The following is a 15,198-nucleotide window of genomic DNA, read 5'->3' on the forward strand; positions in this document are numbered from 1 at the left end:
CGTCCTGATATTAGAAAAAATTGCCCTTTGATATTTTCAAAGGGCAATCCGACAATCAGAGAAATTTAATATTGCCTAACCTATCGCAGGATATTTTCCAGCAATTGGTTTTTATCATCGTGCCTTCTACTGTTTTTTCCATTTTGTTCAGAGTTGAAAACTCCACTTTATCTAATATAGGAATGCTAATTTCCTGTCTTACACAAAAAAGTCTATTCCCCGTAAAACTTACCACCTTATAAACCCTATCCGGATTTATAAAGTTTCCGGTATTAAAAGCAGCCTTACCGTTAAATTGCTCCTCTTCTGTTGGTACATACACCAAATCGTTGGGCGATAAATCAAACAACAAGCGATGTCCCTTTTCATTGGTCTCTGGTACGGGGGCAAGTCCCTGTCGCAAGCGCTCTATCACCAAATTCAATGGTATGCTGTCATAAGAGCGTTCACCCCCCTCGCCCTGGTAGATACCAAAATATAAGTTGGTGCCTTTGGCTGCCTCAACATATTTACCTCGTTTATTGTTTTTCTCGCCAACTGAAAACTTATTTCCCTTTGGTTCATATACCCTTACTTTTTCTATGGGCTGGTGATCTTTTCCATCATTTAATCCTCGTAGATTCTGATTCATTTGCTCAATTCCTTCCGGAGAAAATGCTAGCATTTCAGCTGGTATGGCTTTCCCCTTCTCATCTGTCTTGCCCTTGTGGTTGTTTAAGTGATTGAGTAATATTTTTTGAATTCCTGTATCTGTTATGCTGGAAATACTTTCTTCAGTAAAGCTGGTATCCAGACTTTTTCTGGTTGCAACCAGCTCTTCATCCCAATACCAGATTTCGACTTTTGCAATCGACTTGCCTTCCCATACCATTTGCATGGATTTCAGTTGCGCCTGGATTTTCTTTTTGTCCATGCCCTGCGCATGAAGCTGTTGCAGGAATTTTCTGAACTCCTTATCTGCAATGCTGCTGATACTATCCAGTGCGGTGGTTAGAGAAACCAGTTTCTTTTTTTGTAAGCTTACTGCACCAAACACCGTGTCTTTGTGCAATGGCTTTCTTATCGCTTTTGCAGCTCCAGTAGTTTGTTTTACACGGATCCGTGCGCGCTCACCATTTACTTCTCCCCACTTGCTGTAATAATTACTGGTAGAATTCAATACTCTCAGATTCTTTTTGTAACTGATCACTATACTTTGCAGTTTCTCTCTGGTTTCTGCAGTGAAATTTTCCCATGGCTTTTTAAAGATCCACTCGTAATGGTTGCTGTCTGCCTGAGTATTTTTCTTATAACACAATGCAGTTCTCAGATCATATCTGTTGCCTGCTTTTTCTTCGTCGCTTTTTACGCCTTTCCTAGCATTTTGGTTGTTGATAAAATTAACATGGCTCCTGGTGGCACAGGCGATAACCAGCGCATCTAACGCATGGTGCCGATGATCAATTCTCTTTTTATTGAAGCCTGCCGCATGCTCCAGAGGTACTGTCGGTAACCACTTTTGGTGTTGCTGATTCCAAGCCAGAAATTGATCTGTATTCAGGAGTGCATTCATTCTCTGAAACCGTGGCACTAATACTTCATTCCACACATCATTCAAACCCCAATCTTGCCTTAAGGCCGCAGTTACTTTCCCATTTACCTGGATAATGTTTTTAGAATTTACTCCATCGTCATTGGTTTCAGATCGTACAAGATTGGATAGGATTTGTGAAATAAGGCGACTTATATATCTTGTATCATTCAACTGTCGCTCTGTCATCTCTTCCGGAATTTCCTCCATCAGGAGTTTTTTCCTTTTTACCGGATTTGATGCATATTCTTTCTGAACAAACTCTTTGTACTCTTCTTCATTTAAAATTTTTACACTTCGATTAAATCCAAGTTCTACTATTTGGCCACCATTATTTTTCACAAAGCCATACCCAGTCCGATTATCTTTCAGTTTATTTACTGCAGCCTCGCAAATCACTTTATTACTAAAACTATCATCATAATATTTTGCCCTTGGAATTATGTGTTCTATTTCATACTCCGGAGTAAATAATTTACTTAGCGGAATGATTTGTCCTGTATAGGGTGAGCGATATTTTTGTTCCAGCCACAATCGGTACCGCTTAAGATCTGCTGTAGTAGGTTGAGCAGTTTTTGAGATTTTTAATATTTCTGGATCTATTTCTATACCGGATTTTATAACGCCTTCTTCATAAATTTTGAGTAACTCTTGTTGCATTGAAGAATAAGGTCGAACATTTTGTACCTGTCCCGATTCCTGCATTTCAGCCAATAAATACTTGATGCGTTGGTTGGTTGCCTCATTTTCCGCTATTTTACTAGTTTGATCCTTACGTTCGTCATTCGTTTGTTTTAGTTCTCTACCTAGCTCAATATGAATTTCATCAAAATAACCAGCAGCACCTTTCCCATAATGTATCCAAATATCCCGTACCACCCTCATGGCTTCCAGTGTTACCTGTTCCACTACCATGTTTCGTAAGCTATATTGCCGAAAATCATTCAACCATTGATCAATCTCAGTCACACTGTTCCATTTTCCTGCTGCTTCAGCTTCAGCATGCCGATCATACACTATATATTTGGCCAGCCACTCAGGCAAACCCTGAAAATCTGTTTCCTTTTCAAGATGGATCGCTTTGCTGCGTACCTGGTCACGAATTTTTTCATCAAATTCACCAGTCAGTAATTTTTCAATTCTGGCGCGCGTAACCGGTGCAATTGCTTCATATTTCCAATACCGGCCAACTCTTAGCAAAGGAAGAATCTTCTTTATTGCTTTTTCGGAATAAGCTCCATACGAACTGTCAAAGGGAGGTGTCTTTCTAAATGCTTCAAAAAAACTTTTTTCGTCTAATTTGTATCGCTTCGCAAAGGTCTGTAGGGCCTTGCCAAAACTTTCCGTATCAGTTACGGAATATATAATGTGCCATAAATGATTGAGTTTGTCTTCATCCAGAAATTCACCAGGATTGTCTATGCATTTACCCAGTCTGCTAATAATCATTGCCCGCGTTTCATTTCCAGGATAAATTTTCCCTTCTACATAATTCCAGCGATAGACTGCTACCTCCTGATTTAATGCTTTCCCTTTTAATCCTTTTTGTGTAAGCAGGAATTTAATCAGTTTTTCCTGTGTAATTTCTTTTTGATCATTCAGATAACAAAACAATGATTCCTTCTGAAAGTAAGTCTCGATAAACTCTCCGGTACAATCTAAATCATCTGTTTTCCTATACAGTCTCAGGTTGTGCAACCAGTTCCATAACCGGAATTCCTGATAATACGGGTTTGATTTTGGCGCTACTTTTAATGGATGCATCGCCGGCTTGCCATCCAATAAAACAAGTTTCCCATTTTCATCTTTCGATGGCCTGAACTCCAGTGGGCAATTCCCTACTGTTGATTTCTTACTTCGTAGCGGACGTTGATAAAAAAGTATATCCTCAGCCAGCAAATATGCAAGATTCTTAGTTTGCAGTAATTCCTGGTGTGCCTGATTATTTTTATATAATTCCTGAATACATTTTTTAAGCAATGCTGCATCTTTGAATTCATTGTGATAACTGCCTTGCAGTTCAAGAATTCGGTGCAACTCATCGCGGTAAAACTTTCTTTCAATGGTCCGAACCAGCTTTCCTTTTATTTTCACTCGAGGGTTTAACAGCAGGTTATCAAATATGTAGGAGCCTACAGTTTTCCCGGATATTTCTATTTCGTGTTCCGTTTTCTTTTTTAATAATGTCCAGTCATCTGCACCGGGTGCCCGAAAACTTCTCTTTACTTGTCCTTCTTTATCCAATTTTGGAGTTCCGTCTGATTCCAGATCAGTAGTGACAATAAAATCTCTTGTTGTTCCCTTCCAACTGAATAAGGGAGTCTTGCTGGAGCGCCGATATACCCACCCATTACTCAATTGTAAGGTGTACCAGGTGTCACCTTTGCTGTTTGCCTCTTCATCTGCCAGCACATCAGTTATTACAAGAGAATAAAACTGGACGTCTTTGTTTGGCTGTTCTTCTTCTTCCTCCCCTCTGGCCTGATAGTATCCTCTTTTCTGATTGAAGTGTAGTAACAACCAGGCTAATTCCTCCTTTTCAATTTTTTTGTAAAGCGCTTTTTTTCGTAGATAATAAACTGTCCAGTCATAGGGTATTTTTCGGCTGCTGCCATCTTCCTTTAACAACAAGGTTGGATTGTGTTGCTGAAATTCTTCCAGCATTTCCTGGTAGGCTTGCTTAAAAATAAATTCAGCTTTAGGGTGAGGCCCGGTACTGTTTTGAAGCTTTCGGTAGGCTATTTTGGGCTCAACTCCATCTTTGATTTTACCCGGCTTTTTTTCAAAATCAAGTTGGTCCTTATAATGAATAGGCAGGAAATCAAGTTGATTTAATACCCGATGTAGGCGTTCTCTTCTTAACAAATGCCTTTCTCTGAGTCGTCGCATCATGCGAAGTCGGGTTCTTTCTGCTGTTTGAGAAACGGTATTGCCTTTCCCAAACTCCCCCAATACATCCTGACTCATTGGGATTATCCGTGATCCCATTCCGAGAATTTGACCTTGGTGCAGCGAATTATCGTAATTAACTAATGACCATCCAATGCTATTAGTGCCTATATCCAGGCCCAATATTTTTTTCATTCAAAGAAGGTTTAAGGTTTAGTTTTCAATATAAGGACTTTACAGATTAAACCAATTACGGGAAACCGTATTGCTGATATAATTGATTTTATGTATCATTGCAGTGAAAGCAAATCACAATAAGGATTATTCCGTTGTGAAAACATTCAAGGTGGCGAAAGTCGCCTTTTTTTGTGCCCATCACTCTGAGGTTCCTTTTTTCCGCATGATTCAATTGATTCAATTCTGTTGTTTCATAAGTAGTTGATTATCGGATCATTAGTAGTTCAAAACTGTAGGATATACGTAGGAAGGGCGTAGGAACTGGCTGAAATTACCTGTTTGTTAACCACGGCCAATATCTAATTACTTGAAAATCAATTAAAAATAACCTCAAGCTAAAATACTATAATTGATTCATAAGGGTAAAAAATCGCATCATGAGCTCTGAAATCGCATCATCCTAAAAACAACAAAACCCACCAATCGGCGGGTTTTGTTGTTTATCAGTCACTTTTTACTTAGCGAATAAACAGCATCTCTCTGTACTTGGGCAGCGGCCAGTTGGAATCATCTACCAGCAACTCCAGTTTGTCAACACGGTAGCGGATCGCATCAAAGAAAGGCGCTTTCACCTGGCTTTCGTATGCTATGGCCTTGGTGCGGGTGTCGGTCATGGCATTGCATACCTTCCGCGCTTCAATCATTTTCTCTACGAGGTCAGACAAGATATTGATATGCTCGCTGATCTTCTCCAGGATCTGTAACTGGTTTGCATAACTGCTTTCCTTCAGGCCAATTTCCTTCAATCCTTTGATGTTGTTGATCAGGATATTCTGGTACTTAACAGATGCTGGCAGTACATGGCTGGTACAAAGCTCTCCCATGATACGGGCTTCGATCTGTACATTCTTGATATATTTTTCGAGCTCGATCTCGTGACGGGCTTCCAACTCAACATGTGATAAAACATCATTGCTTTCAAACAGGTGTTTGGCTTTGTCGGTTACCATTGCATCCAATGCCAGCGGTGTGGTTTTCAGGTTTGGCAGACCACGGCGGGCTGCTTCTTTTTCCCATTCTTCGCTGTATCCGTCACCCTCAAACAATACCTTGTCGCTCGCTACAATGTACTCACGGATCACATGCATGATTGCGATCTCTTTTTTCTCCCCTTTCTCAATCAATACATCCACATCCTGCTTGAATTTTTTCAGGGTGTCGGCCATGATGGTGTTCAGGGTGGTCATTGCGTTGGCACAGTTGGCAGAAGATCCTACAGCACGGAATTCAAACTTGTTACCAGTGAAGGCAAAAGGAGAGGTACGGTTCCGGTCAGTATTGTCCAACAACAACTCCGGAATACTTCTGTGCAGATCCAGCTTGAGGATAGCTTCGTCCTGCTCGTCAAATTTATCACCTACACGCTCTTTGATTTCTTCCAGCACCTTGGTCAGATACTGCCCAATGAATACAGAAATGATCGCAGGAGGTGCTTCATTCGCGCCCAAACGGTAATCGTTACTCGCAGATGCGATGCTCGCACGCAGCAGGTCAGAATAATCGTGTACCGCTTTAATGGTGTTCACAAAGAAAGTAAGGAACATCAGGTTGGTCTTCGGTGTTTTGCCCGGAGCCAGCAGGTTTACACCTGTATCAGTTGACATGCTCCAGTTATTGTGCTTACCGCTACCATTGATTCCGGCAAATGGTTTTTCGTGTAATAATACCCGTAAACCATGTCTGCGCGCCACCCGGTTCATTACATCCATCAACAGGGTATTGTGGTCTACTGCAACACTTACTTCTTCAAAGATTGGCGCACACTCGAACTGTGCAGGTGCCACCTCATTATGACGGGTTCTCAGCGGAATACCCAGTTTGTAGGATTCGTTTTCGAAATCACGCATGAAGGCATACACACGCTCTGGAATGGAACCAAAATAATGATCCTCCAATTGCTGGCCTTTGGCTGGCGCATGTCCGAATACAGTACGACCACTCAGTACCAGGTCGGGACGTGCATTGAACATGCCTTCATCGATTACAAAATATTCCTGCTCCCAGCCGAGGGTGGCTGCTACACGGCTTACATTTTTATCGAAATAATTGGCAACTTCAACAGCGCTCTTGTTCAGGGCTTCCAGTGATTTCAGGAGAGGCGCTTTATAATCAAGTGTTTCACCTGTATAAGAAACAAAAATGGTAGGAATGCAAAGTGTTCTTCCGTTTCCAATCTCCATGATGAATGCCGGAGAGGAGGGGTCCCAGGCTGTATAACCACGTGCTTCAAAAGTAGCACGGATACCACCGCTTGGAAATGAAGAAGCATCTGGCTCCTGCTGAATCAGAGCAGCTCCATCAAACTCTTCAATTGCAGTGCCATCCCCTTTTAATGTAAAAAAGGAATCATGCTTCTCAGCGGTAGTTCCAGTCAAAGGCTGAAACCAGTGTGTGTAGTGCGTAACGCCTTTTGTCTCGGCCCACTGACGCATGCCGGCTGCAATCTGATTCGCAACGGTACGATCAATTTTTTTGGATCCTTTGATAGAGGACAACAGGCTTTTGTATGCCTCATCGCTCAGGAATGCCCTGGCTTTCTGAAGGGTGAATACGTTTTCACCAAACAAAGCAGTGATTTTGGCAGACGCAGGCCCCTTTAGATCCTTTCCCTGGCTGATGTTGTTGATAGCACTAACACGTAATGACATGAGAAATAATTTTTAGCTGTTAATTTTTCCGGTTAAGAATAAATTTCCGCTAAGTTGCTTAAAAAAATGATAACAATTCAGTAATTGGTGGATGAATTTCAAATGTTTTTTTGCTTTTTATAAACATTGAAATTATTATAATGTGTAAGAGTTGATCCCATAGCTCCGATGGACAAAAGCCAGACCAGGAGTGTCTCAGGAATCACCCTGTAACGAATGGTAGCGCCCGGGAATGGAATAGTATAACCGATTGACAGATAGAAACTTATACAAAAGAAGAAGAGCATCCAAAGCAATGCATGAGGAACCAAATCATCCCTGCCGGGAAATCTCCGGATAAAGAAGAGCCCTATCAAACATATTATAAAAATATTTTGTGCAACCATTACATATTGCAGTATTCCCTTGGCTTCCCAGGGGTAGGGGCGAAGAAAAATATTATCCAGTGCAGCGGGCAGGTTCCTTAAATAAGATACAGGATCAGAACTGAGTGCCGGTAAGTCCACTCTCGTATTCCCCTCCAGCTTAAAGAACTCCTGTTGTACGTTGGCGACTGCATTGGGTAAATTAAATGGTTCCGGGAAAGCAGCACTCAAAAAAAACAAGCCCAGGAATACCACCGTTGTGCCCCCAAAAGCCTTTTTCAACGTCCATTTTTTTCTGACTGTGAGCCACCAGGCTAATACAGGGATGAGCAACAACAGTGCAAAACTGGCTTTCACAACAGCCATTCCAAACCAGGCAAAAGAAGCTAACCACAAATTGGCTTTTGCCGGCATAATCTGCCACTGCTTGTACAACCGCGAAACAAAAAGACTGAAAAAGAAAAACAGCATAGCATCACTTCGCAGCCCGCTCAGCCAGAATAAGGCAGGAGGATAAAAAAATAGTACAAGAAACGTCCATTTTTTATAGGCAGGCATCAGATGAACCAGCACCTGGTACAACCAGAATGTTCCCCAGAAGCTGATAAAGCTAAAGGCGACCATGTTAACATAAAAATTACCCTGGGAAAAAAAATTAAAGATGCCCAATGGCTTGTTGATAATGGCTTTTTCCAATTTCATCCTGAAATAAGGAAGGCCCTCTTTCCATCCCATGTCAGTAATGTATTGACGCAGATCAACTTCATATACAAAAAAGCGCAATGGGTTAATTTTCATCTGACCCCACTCCATTAGCGTATCCTCATGAATTACCCAGGTATCATCTCCTCCATAATAATGCAGCAGCAACCAACCATAGAAGCAGGCAGTAAATACCTTTAAAACAAAAACCAAAGCAAGTTGCCCCGGATTCAGTCCGTGGTTCGCTTTTTTCATAAATCGATAGAGCCAGTAATAGAATGTCGCAAAGGCAATAAGGAAGAGAATATAATTCATCATCGTTTCCCTGAATTGTTTCCAAATCTATACATTTGAAAGATTAATATTTGATTTAGTGAGCGATAGAAAAAAATTGAAGATTGCATTTGTATCTAATAACGCCTGGTCGATCTATAATTTCCGAATTGACATTATTAAAATGCTGATAGCCGATGGGCATGAGATTTTAATTATAACACCCAACCATGCTATAGTTGAAAAAGTATTAGCACTCGGCTGTTCACATATTGCGATTGATTTCGATAATAAAGTAATTAATCCATTTACGGATTTGAAATTTCTGATGAATCTGAAACGGCTGTATAAAAAAGTCAATCCCGATCTGATCTTTCATTATGTAGCCAAGCCTAATATTTACGGAACGATTGCAGCTCACAGAAATGGAATTCCTTCGGTTGCGATTATAACCGGATTGGGATTTGCATTTTCCAGAAAGAACCTGCTCTACTTCATAATCAAGCAATTGTATCGGTTCTCTCTGAATGGAGCTAAAGAAGTCCTCTTCCTGAATAATGAAGATGCGCTTTTGTTTGTGCGGGAGCGCATCGTACCGCTTCATAAAATAAATGTGTTGCCTGGGGAAGGTATTAACACAGCCTACTTTCATCCACCAGCGGTTCGTAAAAAGAATCCAACTTTTCAATTCCTCATGTCATGCCGGATGCTGAAGAGTAAAGGTGTTGAAATATTCGTGGAGGCAAGCAGGTTATTAAAATTGAAAGAGTATGTTTTTGAATCAGTAGTGTTGGGTTTCTTCGAAGAAAATCACCCTGATTCAATCGCCCCATCGAAAGTGCAGCAATGGCAGTCGCAGGGACTAATCAATTTTCTTGGCTTTAAGGAAGATGTTCGTCCTTTCCTGGCCAATGCAGATGTATTTGTATTTCCTTCTTATTATAACGAGGGCGTACCCCGCAGCCTTTTGGAAGCGGCCAGTATGGAACTTCCTATTATTACCACTAATAATACGGGATGCCGTGATGTGGTGGAGGATGGAGTGAACGGATTTCTGTGTCACACACAGGATCCTTTTGATCTGGCAAAAAAAATGGAAGAGATGCTGCTGCTAAAAGAACAGGATCTCAAACAAATGGGGCATAAAGGAAGGGAAAAAGTGGTCAGTCGATTTGGTATGGATAAAGTTATTCATGAATACCGGCGGATCATATCTCTGATTTGATAACTCCGGGGTAGAAGCCGGTTTTTTTTAGAAAACTAAGAATGCCGGATCGCTCCAGTTGAAATTCTATTGTCCATTCGTTCAGATAGGGCACTTCAAAAGCGAAACTTTCGATTGCCTTAAAATCGATCCTGGGATCATTTGTATCAATCAGGTAAAATGCTCCCCCATACGATTTCACAAATTCCCGTACCCATTGGTAGTCCGTACTGATAATTGGTATGCCGGCAGCAGCATAGGCTAGTAATTTGGAGGAGGGTTGCTGATTAAAGGGCGGGCAATCGGGCTGGTAATTGATTCCGAACCTCGCCGTTTGCAAGTACTCATTTACTTCACTGGGAGGCACCGGATCATGGAACTGAATCCAGGGGAATGCATATTCATTTTCCAACTCTGCTCTGCGTGGGGCCAGCACCAGCAAACTTCTTTTTTCAAGCGGGCCGCCCGGAGCAAACCAGGTCAACCACTTTTCAGGTTCCCGGCTTTTTTCTAATGTTCCTGCATATACAAAATCGTATTTTTTTTGCTGTATGGCTGCATTTTTGCCTGGTATATAAATAGTACTCCTGATTCCCCAGGGTACCTGGTCCTGAAAGTTTAAACCTGCACGGGTATAGTCATTCAGAAAGATTCGGAAGTCAGGCTTTGTATTCAGTGCTTTCTTCAACCAATTCTTAAAGGATGCAAAAGGAGCAGCGGATAGAGAAGCATATTCATGTATAACCAGTGCAGCGGGATTCCGACGACGCCAGTGCATCCCTAAAAAATGCCATTCAATTTCAGGTTTCAGGCTAACTACTTCAGCCGGATGACACTCAATGGTACGATACCCCAACGCTTCGAAATAGTTTCTGTAAGCAGTGATTTCAGGCAAAATGGCGGTACCTCTATGAATAAACGCGATGGTCATGACAGCCAAAAATAGACTAAGTAAATAAAATCCGTTCCCATTTCACTGGCTCAGTCAGGTACCTTACCTTTGCGCTTTCTTACACTATCCGCCAAAAAACATGGAAGTAACTGTAACAACCGCCCAGCAACTGCGACTTACCGCAGAAGAGTTCGAATTGATTAAAAAAAAGCTGGGCCGCACGCCTAATTTCAATGAATTGTGTGCTTTTTCCGGTATGTGGAGCGAGCACTGTTCCTATAAAAACTCTATCAAATGGCTCAAAACCCTGCCCCGCGAAGGTGGAAAAATGCTGGTGGCAGCCGGAGAGGAAAATGCCGGATTGATGGATATGGGCGACGGTTACGGCGTAGTATTCAAGATCGAAAGTCACAACCACCCTTCGGCTATTGAACCCTTCCAGGGGGCGGCAACCGGGGTAGGTGGAATTCACCGCGATATCTTTACTATGGGTGCACGTCCCATCGCTGCCCTGAATTCCCTGCGTTTCGGGAAACTCCAGGAAGCCAAAACCCAACACCTGCTGGGTGGAGTTGTGCATGGAATTGGTCACTATGGAAACTGTTTCGGTGTTCCGACAGTTGGAGGAGAAATCTATTTTGAACAATGTTATCATACCAACCCCCTCGTCAATGCGATGAGCGTGGGCGTGGTAAAAGCAGGAGAAACGGTTAGTGCAACCGCAGCCGGAATTGGCAACCCTGTCATGTTTGTAGGTTCAGCCACCGGAAAGGATGGAATAGGTGGAGCATCTTTTGCCTCCGCTGACATTACTGCCGAAAGTGCGGAAGAACTGCCCGCAGTTCAGGTGGGTGATCCCTTCCAGGAAAAGAAATTGCTCGAAGCCTGCCTTGAAGTTATTCAGACTGGGGCTGTAATGGGCATGCAGGACATGGGTGCTGCAGGTATTATTTGCTCCACTGCTGAAATGAGCGCAAAGGGTAAAGTGGGTATGCGAATTGACCTGGATAAGGTTCCTACCCGTCAGGCCAATATGAAAACCTGGGAATTGTTATTAAGCGAAAGCCAGGAACGTATGCTGATGGTGGTGGAAAAAGGTAAGGAAGCGGTTGTTGAAGCCATCTTCGAAAAATGGGACCTGCCTTGTTCTGTTATAGGAGAAGTTACGGATGACGGAATCCTGAATTTCTATATGCACGGTGAACTGGAAGCTTCCATCCCGGCTGAAGAATTGGTACTGGGTGGTGGGGCTCCACAGTACGACCGTAGCTACGAAACACCTTCCTATTTTGAAAAAATCAACCAATTTGACCCGGCTTCCATTGCTCAGCCAGCTAATTATAAAAAAGTGGCACAGCAACTGGTGAACCTTCCGAATATAGCTTCCAAGCGCTGGATTTACGTTCAGTACGACAGCATGGTTGGAACCGGAAATACATCAACCAATGCTCCAAGTGATGCCGCCGTGGTATTGGCCAAACCTTCCAATAAGGCATTGGCTGTTACCACAGATTGTAACAGCCGGTATGTTTTTGCCGATCCTTACAAGGGAGCCATGATTGCTGTTGCCGAAGCTGCCCGCAATATTGTTTGCTCTGGTGGTGAGCCCCTTGGTGTTACCAACTGCCTGAACTTTGGCAACCCCTATGATCCGCAGGTATATTATCAATTCGTTCACGCAATTAAGGGAATGGGAGATGCCTGTCGTCGTTTCAATACTCCTGTTACCGGTGGTAACGTTAGCTTCTACAACCAGAACCCCGACGGCCCTGTTTATCCTACACCAACCATTGGTATGGTAGGCTTGCTGGATTCTTACCAGGATCGCATGACACTTGGTTTCCGCGAAACCGGAGACCTGGTTTACCTGGTTGGTAAAGCAACCAATGATATCAACAGTTCTGAATACCTGCAAAAAATCTGCGGGGTTGAATATTCTGCTGCACCTCATTTTGATCTGGAAGAAGAATTTCAGTTGCAGAGTACCGTATTACAATTGATCCGCGCAAAACAAATCAGATCAGCCCACGATATCAGTGAAGGCGGATTATTTATCACCCTGTTGGAAAGTGGTTTTGTAAATAGCCTTGGGTTTGATATCAATACTGACAGTTCTATACGTAAAGATGCGGATCTGTTTGGCGAAGGACAGAGCCGTGTGGTGGTTTCTGTTAAGCCCGACCAAAAAGCCGCTTTTGAAGCAGCAATCGGAACTGCTCCATTTCGGTTATTGGGTACCGTTACCAATGGTGATATCCGGGTTGATGGAGAGAACTGGGGATCTGTTGGCGAATGGAAAAATCAGTATGATACGGCTATAGAGAAATTTCTGGCCGGACATGATTCTGAACATGCCCTGATGGCACTTTAATTTTCAGCATCCCAATGGCTGTTTCCAGCGACCTGTTTCAGTTTTTTAATATAACTCCAGACCTGGTTTGCATAGCCGGGAAAGATGGATATTTTAAAAAGGTTAATAAAGCTGTTGGAGAGGTTTTAGGTTACAGCGAAGAAGAGTTGCTCTCAAAACCTATTGCCAGTTTTATTCATCCGGAGGATCGGGATGCTACCGCAAAAATGCGGACTGATCTGATTGAAGGAAAAGCCCTGCTCAATTTCGAAAACAGGTACCTCACAAAAAACGGAGGAGTGGTATGGCTTGAGTGGTCTTCCATTTACAATTCAGAAAAGGAATTGGTTTTTGCCATTGCCAAGGATATTTCCAAAAGAAAAATAGTAGAGAAGGAAATCGAGGCGGAATATGAAAAATTCAAGAGCCTGGCTACTCATTTTCGTTCCAGCATGGAAGAGGATCGAAAATTTCTTGCGTCGGAGTTACATGAAGAAATGGCTCAGCTTGCATCTGTAATTAAAATGGACATAGAGTGGGTGAATCGCAGGGAAAATAATCTCACCCAGGGAAGTCGCAGCCGCCTGGAACATGCAGCAGGAATTACAGAATTATTAATTGCGACCATACGAAGGATTACTTTTAGTATTGGTTCTAACATGCTGGCGCATGTTGGCTTAAGTGCCACACTGGAATGGCAATGCCGGGAATTCTCCCTGTTGAGTGGTGTACCCTGCACCTTTTCAGCCAATCTGAAAGAAGATCCCGTAGGCGGAATGGAGGTTGATTTCCTACGCATCAGCCAGGAAGCACTCACTTCTTTTATGCTGAATGTCGAAATCCGAAAAGTTGCCATTGAACTGGATCAAATTGCTGAAGGTTATTGTTTATCCATTCACCTGAATTATAAAATTATTATTAACCGTCAGCTGTTTGCCAATACACTGGACAGGATCCGGGATCGCGCCAGTTTTATCAATGCAAGTGCCAGCTTTGACGAGGATGAGCCAGGAATGGTAAGTATTCGGGTACTTGCAACTGTCTGAATTCAGCATTCACTTAGTACCTTTATCCAATGGACAATAAAGAAGTTATTGTAGTAACCGGGGCAGCCGGCTTCATCGGAAGTTGCATGGTTGGGTATTTGAATCTGAAAGGATATTCCAACCTGGTGCTGGTGGATGATTTTTCAAAAACTGCCAAGGAGCCCAACCTGGCGGATAAAAAATACCTGGAGAAAATCGAACGGGATGTTTTTTTTGAATGGTTACAAAACCATCGTCCCAATATTGCTTTCATCTTTCACCTAGGTGCAAGAACAGATACAACCGAATTTGATTATAGTATTCACCAGCGATTGAATGTGGAATATTCCCAGAAGATCTGGAATTACTGTGTGATTCACAGCATACCGCTTGTGTATGCATCTTCAGCTGCTACCTATGGCAGCGGAGAACTGGGATATGATGATTCACACGAATTGCCCTTTCAGCTGCAACCCCTGAATCCGTACGGTGTTTCCAAGAATGAATTTGATAAATGGGTACTGCATGAGTCAATGCATCCACCATTCTGGGCTGGATTGAAATTCTTCAATGTGTATGGGCCAAATGAATACCACAAGGGCAGAATGGCATCTGTTATCTGGCATTCGTTTAACCAGATTCGCGACCAGGGATTTGTAAAGCTGTTCAGGTCGCATCGGCCCGACTTTAAAGATGGCCAGCAACTGCGGGATTTCATTTATGTGAAGGATGTAATCAAAGTTTGTTATTGGCTGATGGAACACCAACCAGCATCGGGTTTGTACAACCTCGGCACTGGCAAGGCCCGGAGTTTTGAAGACCTGGTAAAAGCAACATTTGCCGGGCTTGGTAAAGAACCGCAGATACAATTCATAGACATGCCGGAAGATATCCGGGATAAGTATCAGTATTTTACCGAGGCCAATATGAGTAAGTTAACAGCCGCAGGGTATACAGAAAGCTTTTATTCTCTTGAAGACGGAGTAGGGGAATATGTACGCAATTACCTGGCCGGCGGCCATTATTATTAAAGCAAGCAAGTG

8 protein-coding genes are annotated in these 15,198 nt (G+C 42.7%); 4 read left to right on the plus strand and 4 right to left on the minus strand.

Translation table 11 applies throughout. The features are described 5' to 3' along the window. Positions 1-55: 55 nt before the first annotated feature. The 3 genes from cas9 to L0U88_RS08515 form a co-directional block, all read right to left on the minus strand. Positions 56-4,654 carry a type II CRISPR RNA-guided endonuclease Cas9 gene (gene cas9, locus L0U88_RS08505; RefSeq protein ID WP_353620642.1) on the minus strand — a complete coding sequence of 1,533 codons (4,599 nt, stop codon included), beginning with the start codon at positions 4,652-4,654 and terminating at the stop codon, positions 56-58. 500 nt (positions 4,655-5,154) lie between these two features. Continuing rightward, the gene (locus tag L0U88_RS08510; protein WP_234865531.1) at positions 5,155-7,344 is read right to left on the minus strand and encodes a glutamine synthetase III family protein; all 2,190 of its coding nucleotides are present in this window, start codon (positions 7,342-7,344) and stop codon (positions 5,155-5,157) included. Between the two features lie 98 nt (positions 7,345-7,442). Beyond that, positions 7,443-8,729: a hypothetical protein gene (locus tag L0U88_RS08515; protein WP_234865533.1), complete on the minus strand. Its 1,287-nt coding sequence runs from the start codon at positions 8,727-8,729 to the stop codon at positions 7,443-7,445. 55 nt (positions 8,730-8,784) lie between these two features. Between L0U88_RS08515 and L0U88_RS08520 the strand changes: the two genes are divergently transcribed. Continuing rightward, positions 8,785-9,909 carry a glycosyltransferase family 4 protein gene (locus tag L0U88_RS08520; RefSeq protein ID WP_234865562.1) on the plus strand — a complete coding sequence of 375 codons (1,125 nt, stop codon included), beginning with the start codon at positions 8,785-8,787 and terminating at the stop codon, positions 9,907-9,909. On the opposite strand, the gene L0U88_RS08525 is transcribed toward L0U88_RS08520, so the two are convergent. Next, positions 9,893-10,819, minus strand: coding sequence for a glycosyltransferase family protein (locus L0U88_RS08525; RefSeq protein ID WP_234865563.1), 927 nt, complete (start codon positions 10,817-10,819; stop codon positions 9,893-9,895). The genes L0U88_RS08520 and L0U88_RS08525 overlap by 17 nt on opposite strands. Positions 10,820-10,919: 100 nt before the next feature. Here L0U88_RS08525 and purL point away from each other — a divergent pair, with 100 nt between their 5' ends. From purL to rfaD, 3 genes are read left to right on the plus strand one after another with little or no spacing between them, the layout of a single operon-like run. Continuing rightward, positions 10,920-13,151, plus strand: coding sequence for a phosphoribosylformylglycinamidine synthase subunit PurL (gene purL / locus L0U88_RS08530; RefSeq protein ID WP_234865566.1), 2,232 nt, complete (start codon positions 10,920-10,922; stop codon positions 13,149-13,151). 14 nt (positions 13,152-13,165) lie between these two features. Beyond that, entirely contained in the window at positions 13,166-14,176 is a 1,011-nt protein-coding gene (locus L0U88_RS08535) for a sensor histidine kinase (RefSeq protein ID WP_234865569.1), read from the plus strand. Positions 14,177-14,205: 29 nt separating this feature from the next. After that, a complete protein-coding gene (rfaD, locus tag L0U88_RS08540; protein ID WP_234865572.1) occupies positions 14,206-15,186 on the plus strand; it encodes an ADP-glyceromanno-heptose 6-epimerase in 981 nt (326 codons plus the stop codon). Positions 15,187-15,198: the final 12 nt, after the last annotated feature.

Origin of the sequence: Flavihumibacter fluminis (genome assembly GCF_021491375.1) — a bacterium.
GTDB lineage: Bacteria > Bacteroidota > Bacteroidia > Chitinophagales > Chitinophagaceae > Flavihumibacter > Flavihumibacter fluminis.